Source organism: Pseudomonas sp. LS-2 (assembly GCF_003605735.1).
Taxonomy (GTDB): domain Bacteria; phylum Pseudomonadota; class Gammaproteobacteria; order Pseudomonadales; family Pseudomonadaceae; genus Aquipseudomonas.
Window position 1 is genome coordinate 69,927 of record NZ_QXTJ01000022.1, and the last position, 16,050, is coordinate 85,976.

Sequence of the window (16,050 nt, forward strand, 5' to 3'; positions counted from 1 at the left end):
CACCTTGAAAAAGTCAGGGATCAGGGCTGCAGCACCGAAGACACCAACAGCTGCGAATACGGGTGTTGCGGGTCGTCAAGGATCTGATCGGTCAACCCGGTTTCCACCACATGGGAGCGACGCATGACCATCAGGCGGTCGGCCAGCAGCCGGGCCACGGCCAAGTCGTGGGTGACGATCACCACGGCCAGATCCAGCTCACGCACCAGGCCGCGCATCAGGTCCAGCAGACGCGCCTGCACCGAGACGTCGAGGCCGCCTGTGGGTTCGTCCATGAAGACCAGTCGCGGGCCGGAAACCAGATTGCGGGCAATCTGCAGACGCTGTTGCATGCCGCCGGAAAAGGTCCGTGGCAGGTCGTCGATGCGCGCCGGGTCGATCTCCACCTGATTGAGCCAGTCGAGCCCTGCCGCACGCAGTTGCTGATAGTTGCGCACGCCCTGAGCCATCAAGCGCTCGCCGATATTGGCCCCTGCCGAAACCGCCATGCGCAGGCCGTCCCGAGGGTTCTGCTCGACGAAGCCCCATTCTGTGCGCAGCAAGGTGCGCCGTTCGGCTTCGCTGGCGCTGTACAGGTCGAGCCAGTTGCCTTGAACGCCGCGGTAGTCGATGACACCACGATCGGGTGGGCAACGGCCGCTGAGCAACGAGAGCAGGGTCGATTTTCCCGAGCCGGACTCGCCGACGATGCCCAGCACTTCACCGGGGTACAGCTCGAAACTGACGTCCTGGCAGCCCTTTTCGGGGCCGTAGAGTTTGGTCAGTCCGTTGACCTTGAGCAGCGGTTGTGCACGATTGGCCTCAACATCCTGAGGTAGCGTTTGAGCGGCGATCATTGGGCAGCCCTCCCCTCGTTGACCCGCTGGGCGCAGTAATCGGTGTCCGAGCAGACGAAGCTCTGGGTGCCCTGGTCGTCGAGGATCAACTCGTCGAGGAACGAGTCATGGCTGCCGCAGATCGCACAATGGTGCTCCCACTTCTGCACCTCGAACCGATGGTCTTCGAAGTCCAGGCTGCTGACTCGGGTGAACGGCGGCACCGCGTACAAACGTTTCTCGCGACCGGCACCGAACAGCATCAGCGCCGGGCTCATGTCCAGTTTCGGGTTGTCGAATTTCGGGATCGGCGACGGGTCCATTACGTAGCGCTCGTTGACGGTCACCGGATAGGCATAGGCCGTGGCGATATGGCCGAAGGTGGCGATGTCTTCGTAGAGTTTCACGTGCATCACGCCATAGTCGTTCAATGCGTGCATGGTCCGGGTTTCGGTTTCCGACGGCTCGATGAAACGCAGCGGCTCGGGAATCGGCACCTGATAGACCATGATCTGGTCGGCGTGCAGCGGTGTTTCCGGGATGCGGTGTCGGGTCTGGATGATTGTTGCGTCAGGGGTGCGCTCGGTGGTTTCCACGCCGGCGGTGCGGGCGAAGAAGCGGCGGATCGACACTGCGTTGGTGGTGTCGTCGGCACCCTGGTCAATAACCTTGAGCACGTCTTCAGCGCCCAGAATCGCGGCGGTCAGCTGCATGCCGCCGGTGCCCCAACCATAGGGCAGCGGCATTTCACGGCCGCCGAACGGTACCTGATAACCGGGGATCGCCACGGCCTTGAGCAAGCCACGCCGGATCATGCGTTTGGTCTGTTCGTCCAGATAAGCGAAGTTGTACGCCTCGTCGCGCGATTCTCGGGGTACGCGCCGGGGTTGTGTGGCGGCGTTCATAGGGCCTGCTCCTTGGAAGGCTTGCGCAGTTTACGAATCAGTTCCAGCTCGGCCTGGAAGTCGACGTAATGCGGCAGTTTGAGGTGCGAGACGAAACCCGAGGCTTCGACGTTGTCGCAGTGAGCGAGGACGAATTCTTCCTGCTGCGCTGGCGAGACGATTTCCTCGGCGTACTCGCCCGCACGCAGCGAACGATCCACCAGCGCCATGCCCATGGCCTTGCGCTCGGCATGCCCGAACGCCAGGCCATAACCGCGGGTGAATTGCGGCAGCTCCGTGGCAGAGCCGACGAACTGGTTAACCATCTCGCACTCGGTGACTTCGATGGCGCCGATGGAGATCGGGAAGCCCAACTCTTCAGGCTCGATCCAGACCTCGACTTCACCCACGCGTATTTCCCCGGCGAACGGGTGATTGCGGCCATAACCGCGCTGCGTGGAATAACCCAGCGCCAACAGAAAACCTTCGTCGCCACGGGCCAGCGCTTGCAGGCGCTCGGCGCGGCTGGCCGGGTACTCCAGCGGCTCGCGAGTGATGTCAGCGACCGGCGCGCCGGTGTCGGCCTCTTCCTTGATCAAGCCCTCTTTGGCCAGTAACCCGAGCACCCGCGGGCAGGCCTCGACCGTCGCCTCGGGTTTGCCCTGCGGCCCCGGAAATTCGCCTTCGGCCAGCAAGGTGAAATCCAGCAGACGGTGGGTGTAGTCGAAGGTCGGACCCAGCAATTGCCCGCCTGGAACGTCCTTGAAGGTCGCCGACAGACGACGATTGAGCTGCATCGCCGAGGTGTCGATCGGCAGGCTGGCGCTGAAACGCGGCAACGTGGTGCGGTAGGCGCGCAGCAGGAAGATCGCTTCGACCAGGTCCCCCGCCGCTTGCTTGATCGCCAGCGCGGCGAGTTCTTCGTCGTACAGCGAGCCTTCGGTCATCACCCGGGCGACCGCCAGCGGCAATTGCTGACGAATCTGCTCGACGGCCAGCTCGGCGACCGAGGTGTCGCCACGGCGCTTCTTGGCCAGCAGCTTGTGGGCGTTGTCGATGGCCTGCTCGCCCCCTTTGACGGCAACGTACATCAGGCACCTCCTTTGGTCAGCATCGGTTTGAACGCCACTTGCGTACTGCGCGGCAGGCCCATCAATTCACTGCCGGCGAGAAAAAACACATCGATGCCACGGGGAAAATCATTGCGCGATTCGCGCTCTTCCCAGAACGCTTCTTGCAGCGGCAGGCTGACGTGGTTTTTCGTCTCGATGCCCGGTCCCTGGAAAGCAACCTGACGTCCGCCTTGCAGGCTCGGCAGTTGAATCAACAAGGTGCAGGACTGATCGGGGTAACGGTCGTTGCCCAGATCGAAACCGCTGAGGTCGTGCAGTTGACTGTCGTCCAGCAAGGCGAATCGCGCATTCTGGCGATCACTGACAATCGGGCAGCCGCAATGAAAGGTCAGGTTGGCGCGAATCGCCTGGGTGTCGAACTTTGGCGCCAGCCACAACGGTGTGTCGATATCCAGCAACGCCAGGCACAGCGCATGGCTGGCCGAGGCCAGTCCTTCGAGATGCGGCGGGATCTGCGCCGACAACAGGCTTTGGGCGACACCGGGTCCGGCCAGGGCCTTGAGCGCGGCGCGGAAACTGCGCTGGGCATCCAGCACCGGATCAGCGAAAGCAGGCTGCAGCAAATTCGCGCTCGAAGCGGTTGCGCTTACAGAAGTCGTGCTCATCAGTTTTCTCCTCTGACCAACGTGAAGAAGTCCACCTTGGTCGCGGCGGTTTCGGCTTGTTGTCTGGACCGGCTCGCGGCTTGCGCCTGTGCCAGCGGTTCGATCAGCTCACGCATCCAGTGAGCCTGTTGTGCGCCTTGCAAATGCGCGTCGGCCAGCGCGGCCAGTTCGGCGTGGGCCTTGTCGCGCCCGGCCAGATAGCTGTAACCGGTGCGGCCATCGGCAAGGCGCACCACGCAACGGGTGACGCTCATTTCGCCGACATTGAATGGCGCGCCACTGCCGCCCATGCGGCCACGGACCAGGGTCATGCCGATTTCCGGGGCGCGGATCAGCTGGTATTCGGCGTCGCGCAGGGCGGGTTCGTGCGTCAGCAGATCAGCGCGGCGAGTGCGCGAGAGCACCCCGATCCAGTGTTGGCGGGCGGCGTGTTCCGGGCGTGAAGACAGTGCGGATGTGGCAGTCATCGAGGGGATCTCCATCAGGTGACGATCTGATACTGGAAGCGGTCGGAGCGGCTGGTGGAATGGGCTATCTCCACCGGGTTTCCGTCCGCGTCGCGGGAAAGGGTGAGCACGGTCAGCGCCGGTAGATGGCGTGGCATCAACAACACGCTGGCTTCTTCACGGCTCGGCAAACGCGCGCCGATCAGGCTGAACGTGCGGGTCAACGGCAGGTCGCGGGCGGACAGAAACTGGCGCACCGAGCCGCTTTTGTAGTCGGCCAGCAGGTCGCTGCGGCTGGCGCAATAGCGGTGACGAATCAGGCTCACCGGCTGACCGTCGAGACGCCGCAGGGTTTGCAGTTCGATCAGCGGCGCGTGTTCTTCAAGGCCCAGATGCTCGGCCTCTTCGCGGGTGGCGGTGCAGTGGCGGCGTTGCAGCAGCAGCGCTTCGACGCCATGACCTTGAGCCGACAACGACTGGCTGTAGGCGCTCTCGGCGGCGACCGGGTACACCAGCGGACGGCCCAGCACTTGCGTGCCCTTGCCCTGGCGGCGCAGCAGGCTGCCTTCGCGCACCAGCTCGTCGATGGCTCGACGCACGGTGTGACGGTTGACGTCGAAGCGCGCCGCCAGCCGGGTTTCGGCAGGCAGGAATTCGCCGGCGGTGTAGTGACTCATTTCGCGGCGTAACGTGTCCGCCAGTTCGCGGTACATCGGTTCCCGATGCGTGGGCTCTGATTGTCTAGACAACTGCATGGCTAAAAAAAGGGTTCGCACCCTCTCCTGTCGATTCGTTAGATGAACTGCTTGCGCAGACGCTGGGAGAAGATGTCGATGACGCTGACCACCACGATGATCACCAGCAACACCGAGCAGGTCTGGGTGAACTGGAAGGCGCGGATGTTTTCCCAGAGGATCACGCCGATGCCGCCCGCGCCGACCATGCCCACCACCGTCGCCGAGCGAACGTTGGATTCGAAGCGGTACAAGGCATAGGAAATCCACAGCGGCATGACTTGCGGGATGACGCCGAAGATCACTTCCTGCAAGGCGCTGGCACCGGTGGCTCGCACGCCCTCGACAGGCCCCGGGTCGATGGCTTCCACCGCTTCGGCGAACAGCTTGGCGAGTACGCCAGTGGTGCTGATCCACAACGCCAGGACACCGGCGAACGGGCCCAGACCGACGGCCACCACGAACAGCATCGCGAAGACCATTTCATTGATCGAGCGGAAGGCGTCCATCACCCGACGCAGCGGCTGGTGAATCCACCACGGTGTGATGTTGTCGGCGCAGAGCACGCCCAGCGGCACCGAACAGACGATCGCCAGCAAGGTGCCCCACAGCGCGATGTGCACGGTGGTGACCATTTCCTTGAGGTAGGAACGCCATTCGTGGAAGTCCGGCGGAAAGAAATCGGCGGCGAAAGTCGCCATGTTGCCGGAGTCGCGGTACAGCGTCAGCGGGTTCATCTCGGCGCCGTGCCAGGCCCAGGCCATCAGCGCCAGGAACACGCCCCAGCCCAGGTATTGCGGCCAACTGCGCTTGCCGGCGATTTCAACGTAAGCAGCGTGAGTGGTCATAAGGTTTCCCGATTACTCATACATGAACAGCGGTGACTGATGCGGCGCCCGTGCAGGTCAGGCGCCCATCGGTTGCCTCAACCCGCCTTGGCGGTGCTCTGCTTTTCCAGTTCCGAGATGCGGTCCTGAAGCTTGGTCAGGCCGGCATCGATCTCTTTGAGGCGGGTGGCTTTTTCGTCGGCGCTGAGGCTGGTGCTGGCGGTGGTTTCGGTCTTCTGCTTGAACAGCTCCAGCTGGCGGATGGTCAGCAACTGGTCGTCCGAAGACTTGAGGAACTTGCCCATCTGCATGTTCTTCAGCACGGCCTTTTCTTCGTCGGTGTCGCCGTAGTGGGCGAAGAAATCGCGGATCTTGTTCTTGGTGGCATCGGCCATGCCTTTGCGCCAGACCATCGGGTCGGCCGGAATGATCGGCGACTTCCAGATCACCTTGAGCTTGGCGGCGCTCTCCGGCTGGGTGACTTCCAGGCGGTCCATGCTTTCGGTGTTGAAAGTGGCCACGTCCAGCTGGCCCTTGGCAACGCTGAGCGCGTTGACCTCGTGGCTGGAGTTCAGCGTGCGTTTGAAGGCAGTGGCGGCATCGACGTTGTTCTTGGCGAACACGTAATAGCCCGGCACCAGATAGCCCGATGTGGAGTTCGGGTCACCGTTGCCGAAGGTCAGTTCCTTGGCGTGCTTAAACATGTCGTCAATGGAATTGATCGAGCTGTCCTTGCGCGCAATGATCAGGCTCCAGTAACCCGGTGCGCCGTTGGCGGCTGCGGTCTGGGCGAAGATCTCGCCGCCGGAACGGTCAACGGCTTCCATCGCCGCCTTGTTGCCCAGCCAGGCCACGTCGACCTTGTTGAAACGCATGCCCTGAATCAGGCCGGCATAGTCGGAGGCGAAGGTGGCGTTGACTTTCAGCCCGGTCTTTTTCGACATGTCGTCGAGGAACGGCTGCCACACGCTTTTCAGGTTCTGCGAGGACTCGGTGGACATGATGCCGAAGTTGATGGCGCTGTCGTCGGCTTGCGCGTTGCCCATCAGGCAACCGGCGAGCACAGCGGCAGACGCGAACACGCGACCGATACGGTTCAACATGGAAAGCTCCTGGAACGAGGTTGTGGTGTTTTTCGGGTTGTTCGGGCGAAGCGCCAGCGGCGGCGCTTTCACGCCTGGGCCAGCACCAGCTGTGGCGGGCGACCGGCGTTGCGGCCCTTGTCGGCGAACATCAGGCTGGCGTCGGCGTCGGCGCCGTAAAGGTCATTGAGGAACTGGCCGCTGAGGTCGGCACCGTTGCCGTCGAAGTGAATGCGCCCGCCTTTGAGCGCAACGGCACGGGGGCAATAACGCACGGCATAGTCCACTTGATGCAAGGTCACGACCACGGTCTTGCCGTCCCGGCGATTGATGTCGGCAAGAATTTCCATGACCTTGCGGGCCGATTCGGGGTCCAGCGAAGCGATGGGTTCGTCGGCCAGAATGACTTCGGCCTGTTGCGTCAGGGTGCGGGCAATGGCGACCCGTTGCTGCTGACCGCCGGACAAGGTCGAAGCGCGCTGCTGAGCCAGATCCGCCAGACCGACGCGATCCAGATTGGCCATGGCGCGGGCCTTCTCCTCGGCATTGAACAGGCCCAGGCTGCCACGCCAGCGCGGCATGCGCCCCAGGCAACCGAGCAGTACGTTGTCGAGCACGCTCAGGCGGTTGACCAGGTTGAACTGCTGGAAGATGTAGCCGATGTCGGCGCGCAGTCGACGTACCTTGCTATTGAGTCGGCCCGAGGCCTGCACTTCACGGCCCAGTACGCGGACGCTGCCGCCGTTGTTGCGGTCGCAGCACGCAAGGCCGGCCAGATGGCGCAACAGCGTGGACTTTCCTGAGCCGGAAGCGCCGATCAGCGCTACCATTTCTCCGGGTTGTATAGACAATGCAAGGTCAACCAGTGCGGTCTTGCGAGCAAACGTCTTGTTCAAGCGGTCGACATGGATAGCTGCGTTCATGGGCTTCTCTTGTCTTGTGGTTCGGGCGTCCTGCCGAGGTGGATGTTCAAACGTTCAGCCAGTCCCTGGCCGTGTTCGGTGCGAGTGACATTAGAGAGAGCGTGTGGCAGTTCCATGAACCGACGATGAACGCCAGATAACAGTTCGTTGACTGTTTGATGCCCCTGCATTCGCGTATTTTGTCGACATGTCTGGCAAAAACGGCGGGCTGGCCGGGGCGCTGGCTAGACAACCCGACACGGGCTGCGGGCCACGACAAGACAGGCGAATCGATGAAAGGAATGAAATATTTTGCGTTCGTTGTGCTGGCCCTCGTGGCCATCATTGCCCACGCTGAACTCCAGGAGACCCCCACATTGGCTGCAACCGGCTCTGCCCATTACCGTTTCGAACGCTTGAACATCGACTCCCCGGACGCCCAGCGTCATTACCGTCTGGACATCGGCATCCCCGAGAATCCACCGCCTGCTGCCGGCTATCCGGTGATGTACCTGCTCGATGGCAATAACGCGCTGGCCGAGTTGCGTGACGACTGGCTGGGTGAACTGGCCGCAGGCACCCCACCGCTGCTGGTGATGATCGGGTATGACATCGACGGCACCTACGACGGCGAGCAACGCACCCGTGATTACACCGGAACCACGTCGAAGGCGTTTCTGGACACGCTGGAGACGAGGATCAAACCGCAGATCAAGGCGCGCCATTCAGTGGACCTGAGCCGGGAGACACTGTGGGGCCATTCATTCGGCGGGCTGTTCGTGCTGTATGCGTTGCTGGAAAAACCCGATGCCTTCCAGACCTGGATCGCCGCCAGCCCGTCGCTGTGGTATCAGCCGATGACGTTCGAGAACGGGATGGCGCTTGAACGGTTTCCCGAAGGCACCACGCGCACCGTTCGGCTGGTCAAGGGAGAAAGGGAAGGCAAGCCGCCCATCGCGCAGTTCGATGGCGGCTCGCCGGAAAGAAGGAAGCAAATGCAGGCCGTGCCCAGCGACGCCAATCGCCTGCTGGCAGAGCATCTGGCGACATTGCCCGGCACCGAGGCCAGCTACCAGCAGTTCAACGGCCGCAACCACGGCCAGATGTTCACCACGGCATTGCACCTGGGCCTGCGCCGCGCTGCCGGATTGCCCGAACAGCCCTGAAACGCCAGCACCGCCCCGCGCATCTGTAGCAGGCCGGCCGGGCGGCTACAGGATGGGTGTGGGGTCAGATGCTTCGAGTGGCGGACCCATCTTTATATACGGAACGTCCCCACCAGATGCTGCAACCGCGCGGCCTGGTGCTCTAGGTGGGTGCAGGCGTCCAGCGTCGACTTGAGGTTGTCGACGCCTTCCTGGTTCAGGGTGTTGATCTCGGTGATGTCGACGTTGATCGACTCCACCACGGCGGTCTGCTCTTCGGTCGCGGTGGCCACAGACTGGTTCATGCCGTCGATTTCGCCGATGCGGCGGGTCACGCTGTTGAGGCGCTCGCCGGCCTGGTTGGCGATGGTCACGCTGCTTTCGCTCTGGCGCTGGCTTTCGGTCATGTTGACCACGGCATTGCGGGCACCGACCTGCAATTCCTCGATCATGCCCTGGACCTGCTGCGCGGAATCCTGCGTGCGGTGCGCCAGATTGCGTACCTCATCGGCAACCACGGCAAACCCGCGCCCTGCTTCCCCGGCACGTGCAGCTTCAATTGCCGCGTTCAAGGCCAACAGGTTGGTCTGCTGGGAAATGCCGGTGATCACTTCGAGAATCTGGCCGATGTTGGCGGTCTTGTCGTTCAGCGTTTCGATGTTGGCGCACGATTCACTGATCTTCTCCGACAACTGATTCATCGCCTTGATGGTCTGGCTGACCACGCCCTGCCCTTCACTGGCCAGCTGCGTCGCCTCGCTGGAGTGCTGCGATGCCAGTGCGGCGTTCTGAGCGATTTCCTGCGCAGCGGCGCCAAGCTGGTTGATCGCGGCGGCCACGCTGCTGGTGCGGCTGGCCTGTTGATCAGAGTTGCCCATAGACGAGTTGGAAGCGCCCACCACCCGCGCGGCCACTTCACCCAGCTGCCCGGCGGTGGACGCCACTTCGCGGATCGAGCCGTGAATACGCTCCACGAATCGGTTGAACGACTGCGCCAGTGCACCGAACTCGTCTTGCGAGACGATCTCCAGACGCTTGGTCAGGTCACCCTCACCATCGGCAATGTCCTGCATGGCGCGGCCCATGTGGTGCAGCGGCTGCATCAGCACACGAATCAACAGACCCAACAGCACCATGATGATCGCCACGGCGATGACCATCGCGGTAAACGCCGAAGCGCGAAACTCGCTGAGCATCGAGTACGCTGCATCGCGGTCCAGCACCAGCGCCACATACCAGTTGGCCGAAGACAGGCCCTCGACTTTGGTGAAAGAGATGAACTGCGCCTTGCCGCCGGATTCGATTTCGTGCACCCCCGGCGCGATGTTCGGCGCACCGTTCGGGTAGGCCTCGCTGACGGTCTTGAGGATCAGTTTGTTGTCCGGGTGAATCAGGATCTTGCCGTCGGCGCTGACGATATAGGCATAACCGTGTCCACCGAAATTCAGTGAGTTGATGGTCTTGCTGATGGCGTCCAGCGAAATGTCCGCGCCCGCCACGCCGATCATCTGGCCCTGCTGACGAACCGGGGTCGCCAACGTCACCACCAGCTTGCCCGACGACGCGGCAATGTAAGGCTCCGTGACGATAGTGCCCTGCGCGGCATCGGCCGCCTTGTACCAGCCACGGGCGCGGGGGTCGTAGTCCGCCGCGCGGTTGCCGGCCGGCACCGAGAACATCAGCCCGTCCTTGCCACCGAAGTAGCTGAGCTGGAAATTCTCCGGGTACACCGGCAGGCCGATGATGCGCTGCAGGCTGGCGGGCGCCGGGCCATCGGCTGCGATCTGCTGGCCCATGGAGTAAAGCAGTTGCGTACGGCTTTCCAGCCAGGTCTGAATGTTCTGTGTGGTCAGACTACCCAACTGTTGCAGTTCGGCGTCAACGCTGTTTTTCAATGTTTGCCGCTGGCGATAATCGTTAACCAGAATGAAACACGAGAAGGCAACAACAACTATCAGTGCAGCGGCCAGCAGGATCTTTCTGCTGAAGCCCAGACTTTTGATCATACGATTGTGTCCATAACCAAGAATGACAGCGACGGGAATGCGCAGCCGATCAGGCGCGCGCTGCGCTTTTTACGGGGTCAAGCGGAGAAAGGGAAGACGCGGCCTGAAATATAGTTCGGCCGCCAGAGGGCGGAGTTTAGACCGGTCGTCGACGAAGTTATTTAGCGATGTTTAACGCCGGGTCAGAACGGACAGTTGTTTAAACAAGCATCTAAGTGAGGGTGAATCGGGATCCAATAGTTGTTGGTTTTCAATTCATGGCTGACCCACTGTTGGAGCGAATTCATTCGCCAGGCCATAGTGAATTCAATGCATCGCTATCGCCTGGCCTACTTTTCGCGAATGAATGTGCTCCCACAGAGGACTCGGGGCGAGCGGTGATTGGTCAAACCGACTGCAAATGACACCTGACCCACTCGCCTCCCGCTGCATCCCTGGCGGGCAAAAGCTGTTGCGGCTTGTCACACCCCACGGTCGCCTTCGGGCAGCGATCCCTGAAAAAGCACCCGGTAGGCAAGTTGCGATTGCCCGGTAATTCAGTCGGTGCTGAAACCTGCGCATCGTCCACGGCCACCCCCAGTCGGGGTACGGCATCGAGCAGCAGTTGAGTATACGGATGCCGCGGCCGTTCCAGCACCTCGGCGGCGCTGCCCAGTTCGACGATCTGCCCCAGGTACATCACCGCCACCCGGTCGGCCATGTGCCGCACCACCGAGACGTTGTGCNAGTTTAGGATTTGCGCCTGCACCGAAATGTCCAGCGCCGAGGTCGGTTCGTCGAGCACAATGATGTCCGGGTTCGACGACAACGCTCTGGCAATGGCGATGCGTTGACGCTGGCCGCCGGAGAACTGATGGGGAAAACGGTCCATGTACTCGGTCCGAATACCCACCTGAGACGCCACTTTCGCAGCGATGTCGCGCATGTCCCGACGCGGGGCGGAACGTTGGACGAACAAGGGTTCGGTGATCACCTTCCACACCGGCAGTCGCGGATCGAGGGACGACTGCGGGTCCTGAAACACGATCTGCACGTTGCTGCTGCGTTCCTTGGCATTGTTGTAGATCCATTCCAGCGTGCCCGAAGTCGGCTTGATCAGACCCATCAGCAATTGCGCCAGGGTGCTCTTGCCGCAACCGGATTCCCCCACCACGCCCAGGGTTTCCCCGGCGCGCACCTGCAGGTCGATACCGTTCAGGGCGTGGGCCACCGCTTTGGGGCGACCGAGCCAGTCCTTGCCCATGGGGTAATGCACGTGCACATCTTCCAGACCGAGAATGGTCGGGGTCGGCTGCGCATCGGGCAGCGTTTTCGAGGCTACGCGACTCATGACAGTTTCTCCTGTGCAGACGCCATGGACGGTTCGCTCAACCAACAGGCGCTCTTGCGATCGGCAGCCGCATCGATGATCTGCATGGGCGGGCGTTGCAGGCATTTGGGCATGGCGAAGGCACAGCGATCCCGAAAAGTACAGCCTTCGGGCAGCGCCGATAGATTCGGAACCTGACCGGGGATGGTCATCAGGTCCTGACCCGGTTCGACCTGTTCCGGCAAACCGCTGAGCAAGCCTTGGGTGTAGGGATGACGGGGATCGGCCATGACCTGGGAGGTGCCGCCCTGCTCCACCACTGCGCCGGTGTACATCACATAGACCCGGTCGCAGAACTGCGAGACCAGCGCCATGTCATGGGTGATCAGCAGAATCGCAGTGCCGCGCTGGCGTGCTTTCTCGCGCAACAGCAACAGCACCTGCCGCTGCACCGTGACGTCCAGCGCCGTGGTCGGCTCGTCGGCGATCAACAACTGCGGATCGCAAGAAAACGCCAGAGCGATCATCACTCGCTGACGCATGCCCCCGGAAAGCTCGAACGGGTAGCTGTTCATGACCTGTTCGGGGTCGGCGATGTGCATATCGCGCAGCAACGCGATGGCCTTGGCGTGCGCGTCGGCCTTGCTCAATTGCTGGTGATGAATGATCACATCGAGCATCTGTCGGCCAATGCGGCGCGTGGGATTGAGCGCGGTCATCGGTTCCTGAAAGATCATTGCCGCATCACGACCGCGGACTTTGAGCAGGTCCTTCTCCCTGGCCGTGAGCATGTTGCGACCGAGGATGTTCAGACTCCCGCTTTTGACCTGATACGCCCGCTCGGGCAACAGACGCAGGCTGAGCATCGCGGTCACCGATTTGCCGGAACCGGACTCGCCGATCACCCCGACAATTTCGCCGGGATTGACGTGCAGCGACACGCCGTTCAGGGCTTTGACTGTGCTCTTGTACGCCGGAAACTCGATGCTCAGGTTGTCGATGGTCAACACCGGTGCATTGCCGATCAGGGGTTTGGAGACTTCTGCGTGCATGGTCATTTCCCCTGCTGCCGTGGGTCGAGCAGGTCGCGTACGCCGTCGCCCAAGAGGTTGAAACCGGTGGCGGTAATCAGAATCGCCACGCCGGGAAAGGTCGAATACCACCACTGATCGAGAATGTAGTTGCGCCCGGTGGCGACCATCGCCCCCCACTCGGCGGTCGGCTGTTGTGCACCCAGGCCGATGAAGCCTAGGGCGGAAGCCATGAGAATCGCGCTGCCGATGTCCAGGCTCAGCTGCACCAGCAACGGCGGCATGGCGTTGCGCGCCACGTGCCAGAGCACCATGTGCCAGCGTCCGGCGCCGAAGGTTTCGGCGGCCTTGACGTAGCCCATCTGGCGAATGCTCAAGGCCTGCCCGCGGGCGAGGCGCACATAGAATGGAATCCGCACCAAAGTGATCGCCAGCATCGCGTTGAACAGGCTCGGGCCCAGTGCAGCGGCCAGCGCCATGATCAGCACGAGCGACGGCACCGACAGCATGATGTCCATCAGGCGCATGATCAGGCTGTCGAAACGCCCGCCGATGATTCCCGACATGCAGCCCAGCAAGCCGCCGGCAAAACACGAAGCGAACGCCACGAACAGGCCGACGCCCACCGATTGCCGGCTGCCGTACAACACGCGGCTGAACAGGTCGCGGCCCACTTCATCGGTGCCGAACCAGTGCGCGGCAGACGGCGCCCCCAGACGCTGAGTCAGGTTCAGCGCGTTGGGATCATGGGACGCCAGCCACGGCGCAAAGATCATGCACAACAGGACCATCAATGTGATCAGCAAGCCGGCCATGGTCAGCGGACTGCGCCGAACCTGATGCGCCAGGTAGGCGAATTTATCCTGCCAGCGCGAGACTTTCGGCAGCGGCGCCACGGCTGGCGCAAGGATTGGAGTGGACATCTCAGTTAACCTCGCCGATGCGGGGATCGATCAGGCGGTACAGCAGATCGATCGCCATGTTCAGCAGCACATAAATGAAGGACACCAGAATCGCGAAGCCCATGACCGCGGGAAAATCCAGCGACTGGATCGACTTGACCACGTAAGCGCCCATGCCCGGCCAGGCGAATACGGTTTCGGTGAGCACCGCGCCATACAGCAAGTCGCCAAGGGTGAGGCCGAGCACGGTCACCGAAGGGATCAGCGCATTGGGCAAGGCGTGGCGCAGAATCACCGCCCACTTCGACAGGCCATAGGCCCGAGCGGTGCGAATGTAGTCTTCGCCCAGTTGATCGAGCATCGCCGAACGGATCTGCCGCGCCACCACGCCGAGGTTGACGAAGCCCAATGTGATTGCGGGCAGGATCAGGTGCTGAACAGCGTTGAAGAACAGCCCGGTGTCCCCTGCCAGCAGCGTATCGATCAGGTAAAAACCAGTGACCGTCGGCGGTGGATCGAGGCCCTCATCCAGCCGTCCACTTCCAGGCAGCCAGTTCAAATGGCCGTAGAACAACACGATCAAGCCCAGCCCGAGCCAGAACGCCGGCGTCGAAATCCCGGTCACCGCCAGTGTGCGCGCCACCTGATCGATGAAGCGGTTGTGATACACCGCCGACAACACGCCCAGCGGCACCCCCACCAGAATCGACAGGGTCAATGCCGCCAGCGCCAGTTCCAGGGTCGCCGGGAAGAAGGCTTGCAAGTCTTCGAGCACCGGGCGATGGGTGCGGATCGATGTGCCCAGATCACCGTGCAGCAGGTCGAGCATGTAGCGGCCGTATTGTTGATACAGCGGCAGGTCCAGCCCCAGTTGATGACGAATGTTCTCGACAATCGCGTCAGTGGCACGGTCGCCGGCGATCAGCCGCGCCGGATCACCCGGAATCAGGTGGGAAATGGAAAAGGTAATCAGGGAAACGCCGAACACCACCAGCAGCAGGCCGCCCAGACGTTTACGCAGAATATTCAGGAAGGCCATCAGGCACCTCGGTCACGCATTCAATCGACAACGCGAAACAGTTCGCGGACACAGCCTTCACACGGCCTCGTTTTTGATCCGGGGCCGTGTGAAGCAATAGCGCTTTACTTGGTGATCGTGCCGACGTTGAACACCTGTTCCAGCATCGGGTTGAACACGTAGCCTTTGACCTTGTCGCTCATCGGCAAGGTATAGGCCTTCTGGTACAGGTAGGCGTAAACGCTGTCGTTGAGCACGACCTTCTGTGCCTGTTGGTACAGCTCGGTACGCTTGGCCATGTCGTTGGTGGTGGCCGATTCGCGGATCAGCTTGTCCACCGCCGGGTTGTCGTAGAACGAACGGTTACCCGCCAGCCCCTTGAGCTTCGAGTCGAAGAAGAAGTTCATGAACATGTAGGGGTCGGCGAAGTCCGGGCTCCAGGAGCCAATGGCGACGTCGAAGTCACCGGTGCCCAGACGTTCACGCATGCTGGCGTTGGCGAGTTTTTCCATCTTCAGGTTCACACCCAACGACTGCAGGCCGGCTTGCAGGGTCAGGCCGATCGGCTCCCAGTTAGGGTCCTTGTCGGAGTACATGAACGTCAGGTTGCTGATCTTCGGCGAAACCTTGGCCAGGTCTTCCTTGGCTTTGGCCATGTCCTGCTTGAAGGCCGGCTGCTTCTCGTCGTACGCCCACATGCCCTGCGGGATCGGACCGTTCAGTGGTTTGGCCTTGCCTTTGAGAATGCCGTTAATGATGCCGTCGTAGTCCAGCGACTCGACGATGGCGCGACGGGCATCAGGGTTGTTCATCGGCGCTTTCTGGGTGTTCAGATAAAGCAGGGTCACCCGCAGCGACGGGTAATCGCCAACGACGATTCCGGACTTCTTGGCCAGCGCTTCGAGCTGGTCTTCGGGCATGTCTTCAATGATGTCCAGATCGCCGTGCTCAAGTTGCAGACGACGCACCGAGGCCTCACTGATGATCTTGACCACGACCTTTTTCAGGGTCGGTTTGGGGCCGGCATAATAGCTGTTCTGTTCCATGGTCAGGGTCTGACCCCTCTGCCAGTTGACCAGCTTGAACGCACCGGAGCCGGCGGTGTGGTTCGACAGATACGCCTCGGCCCCTTCGGTTTTCTTCGCCACGTCCGGGTTGATGATCGCCGCGCCGTTGTGCGCCAGCGTCGAGAGAAACGGCGCATACGGCGN

General features: G+C 61.8%; 16 protein-coding genes and 1 pseudogene. 1 reads left to right on the top strand and 16 read right to left on the bottom strand.

Annotated features, from left to right (window positions below; genetic code table 11):
* Nucleotides 1–20: 20 nt before the first annotated feature.
* The 9 genes from phnK to phnC all read right to left on the bottom strand — a co-directional run bounded on the left by phnK (nt 21) and on the right by phnC (nt 7,449).
* The gene (phnK, locus tag D3M70_RS12905) at nt 21–836 is read right to left on the bottom strand and encodes a phosphonate C-P lyase system protein PhnK (RefSeq protein WP_120126143.1); all 816 of its coding nucleotides are present in this window, start codon (nt 834–836) and stop codon (nt 21–23) included.
* On the bottom strand, nt 833–1,720 hold the full coding sequence (locus tag D3M70_RS12910) for an alpha-D-ribose 1-methylphosphonate 5-phosphate C-P-lyase PhnJ (protein ID WP_120126144.1): 888 nt from the start codon (nt 1,718–1,720) through the stop codon (nt 833–835). Before D3M70_RS12910 ends, phnK begins: the two co-directional genes overlap by 4 nt.
* A complete protein-coding gene (locus D3M70_RS12915) occupies nt 1,717–2,790 on the bottom strand; it encodes a carbon-phosphorus lyase complex subunit PhnI (RefSeq protein ID WP_120126145.1) in 1,074 nt (357 codons plus the stop codon). The genes D3M70_RS12910 and D3M70_RS12915 overlap by 4 nt, the downstream gene beginning before the upstream one ends.
* Nucleotides 2,790–3,437, bottom strand: a complete 648-nt coding sequence (phnH, locus tag D3M70_RS12920) for a phosphonate C-P lyase system protein PhnH (RefSeq protein ID WP_120126146.1) — start codon at nt 3,435–3,437, stop codon at nt 2,790–2,792. The genes D3M70_RS12915 and phnH overlap by 1 nt, the downstream gene beginning before the upstream one ends.
* Nucleotides 3,437–3,904 carry a phosphonate C-P lyase system protein PhnG gene (gene phnG / locus D3M70_RS12925; protein WP_375232959.1) on the bottom strand — a complete coding sequence of 156 codons (468 nt, stop codon included), beginning with the start codon at nt 3,902–3,904 and terminating at the stop codon, nt 3,437–3,439. The genes phnH and phnG overlap by 1 nt, the downstream gene beginning before the upstream one ends.
* A 14-nt stretch (nt 3,905–3,918) precedes the next feature.
* Nucleotides 3,919–4,638 (bottom strand): phosphonate metabolism transcriptional regulator PhnF, encoded by a 720-nt coding sequence (phnF, locus tag D3M70_RS12930; RefSeq protein WP_165869799.1) that lies wholly within the window; start codon nt 4,636–4,638, stop codon nt 3,919–3,921.
* Between the two features lie 38 nt (nt 4,639–4,676).
* Nucleotides 4,677–5,465 carry a phosphonate ABC transporter, permease protein PhnE gene (gene phnE / locus D3M70_RS12935; RefSeq protein WP_120126148.1) on the bottom strand — a complete coding sequence of 263 codons (789 nt, stop codon included), beginning with the start codon at nt 5,463–5,465 and terminating at the stop codon, nt 4,677–4,679.
* A gap of 77 nt (nt 5,466–5,542) precedes the next feature.
* Nucleotides 5,543–6,547, bottom strand: coding sequence for a phosphonate ABC transporter substrate-binding protein (gene phnD, locus D3M70_RS12940; RefSeq protein WP_120126149.1), 1,005 nt, complete (start codon nt 6,545–6,547; stop codon nt 5,543–5,545).
* Between the two features lie 68 nt (nt 6,548–6,615).
* Entirely contained in the window at nt 6,616–7,449 is an 834-nt protein-coding gene (gene phnC / locus D3M70_RS12945; RefSeq protein ID WP_120126150.1) for a phosphonate ABC transporter ATP-binding protein, read from the bottom strand.
* A gap of 272 nt (nt 7,450–7,721) precedes the next feature.
* On the opposite strand from phnC, the gene D3M70_RS12950 reads away from it, so the two are divergent.
* Nucleotides 7,722–8,594: an alpha/beta hydrolase gene (locus D3M70_RS12950; RefSeq protein WP_165869795.1), complete on the top strand. Its 873-nt coding sequence runs from the start codon at nt 7,722–7,724 to the stop codon at nt 8,592–8,594.
* A gap of 92 nt (nt 8,595–8,686) precedes the next feature.
* Here D3M70_RS12950 and D3M70_RS12955 read toward each other — a convergent pair whose 3' ends face one another.
* The 7 genes and pseudogenes from D3M70_RS12955 to D3M70_RS12980 all read right to left on the bottom strand — a co-directional run.
* Complete coding sequence (locus tag D3M70_RS12955) at nt 8,687–10,579, bottom strand: methyl-accepting chemotaxis protein (RefSeq protein ID WP_165869796.1); 1,893 nt, start codon at nt 10,577–10,579, stop codon at nt 8,687–8,689.
* A 385-nt stretch (nt 10,580–10,964) separates the two neighbouring features.
* Nucleotides 10,965–11,304, bottom strand: a 340-nt coding sequence (locus tag D3M70_RS33135) for an oligopeptide/dipeptide ABC transporter ATP-binding protein (RefSeq protein WP_375232960.1), incomplete at its 5' end; no start/stop codon positions are given.
* Nucleotide 11,305: 1 nt separating this feature from the next.
* Nucleotides 11,306–11,909, bottom strand: a pseudogene (locus D3M70_RS33140) (ATP-binding cassette domain-containing protein); the annotation flags it as partial.
* Nucleotides 11,906–12,940 (bottom strand): ABC transporter ATP-binding protein, encoded by a 1,035-nt coding sequence (locus tag D3M70_RS12965; RefSeq protein ID WP_120126153.1) that lies wholly within the window; start codon nt 12,938–12,940, stop codon nt 11,906–11,908. The gene D3M70_RS12965 and the pseudogene D3M70_RS33140, both read right to left, overlap by 4 nt.
* A gap of 2 nt (nt 12,941–12,942) precedes the next feature.
* Entirely contained in the window at nt 12,943–13,842 is a 900-nt protein-coding gene (gene ddpC / locus D3M70_RS12970) for a D,D-dipeptide ABC transporter permease (protein WP_120126154.1), read from the bottom strand.
* 1 nt (nt 13,843) lies between these two features.
* Nucleotides 13,844–14,860, bottom strand: coding sequence for an ABC transporter permease (locus D3M70_RS12975; RefSeq protein ID WP_120126155.1), 1,017 nt, complete (start codon nt 14,858–14,860; stop codon nt 13,844–13,846).
* A gap of 104 nt (nt 14,861–14,964) precedes the next feature.
* Nucleotides 14,965–16,049: ABC transporter substrate-binding protein (locus D3M70_RS12980; RefSeq protein WP_256659832.1), on the bottom strand; the 1,085-nt coding region annotated here is incomplete at its 5' end.
* Nucleotide 16,050: the final 1 nt, after the last annotated feature.

Bases quoted from the DNA above. Each gene is read 5' to 3' on its own strand.
- phnK (WP_120126143.1), bottom strand. From the start codon at position 836: ATGATCGCCGCTCAAACGCTACCTCAGGATGTTGAGGCCAATCGTGCA.
- D3M70_RS12910 (WP_120126144.1), bottom strand. From the start codon at position 1,720: ATGAACGCCGCCACACAACCCCGGCGCGTACCCCGAGAATCGCGCGAC.
- D3M70_RS12915 (WP_120126145.1), bottom strand. From the start codon at position 2,790: ATGTACGTTGCCGTCAAAGGGGGCGAGCAGGCCATCGACAACGCCCAC.
- phnH (WP_120126146.1), bottom strand. From the start codon at position 3,437: ATGAGCACGACTTCTGTAAGCGCAACCGCTTCGAGCGCGAATTTGCTG.
- phnG (WP_375232959.1), bottom strand. From the start codon at position 3,904: ATGACTGCCACATCCGCACTGTCTTCACGCCCGGAACACGCCGCCCGC.
- phnF (WP_165869799.1), bottom strand. From the start codon at position 4,638: ATGCAGTTGTCTAGACAATCAGAGCCCACGCATCGGGAACCGATGTAC.
- phnE (WP_120126148.1), bottom strand. From the start codon at position 5,465: ATGACCACTCACGCTGCTTACGTTGAAATCGCCGGCAAGCGCAGTTGG.
- phnD (WP_120126149.1), bottom strand. From the start codon at position 6,547: ATGTTGAACCGTATCGGTCGCGTGTTCGCGTCTGCCGCTGTGCTCGCC.
- phnC (WP_120126150.1), bottom strand. From the start codon at position 7,449: ATGAACGCAGCTATCCATGTCGACCGCTTGAACAAGACGTTTGCTCGC.
- D3M70_RS12950 (WP_165869795.1), top strand. From the start codon at position 7,722: ATGAAAGGAATGAAATATTTTGCGTTCGTTGTGCTGGCCCTCGTGGCC.
- D3M70_RS12955 (WP_165869796.1), bottom strand. From the start codon at position 10,579: ATGATCAAAAGTCTGGGCTTCAGCAGAAAGATCCTGCTGGCCGCTGCA.
- D3M70_RS12965 (WP_120126153.1), bottom strand. From the start codon at position 12,940: ATGCACGCAGAAGTCTCCAAACCCCTGATCGGCAATGCACCGGTGTTG.
- ddpC (WP_120126154.1), bottom strand. From the start codon at position 13,842: ATGTCCACTCCAATCCTTGCGCCAGCCGTGGCGCCGCTGCCGAAAGTC.
- D3M70_RS12975 (WP_120126155.1), bottom strand. From the start codon at position 14,860: ATGGCCTTCCTGAATATTCTGCGTAAACGTCTGGGCGGCCTGCTGCTG.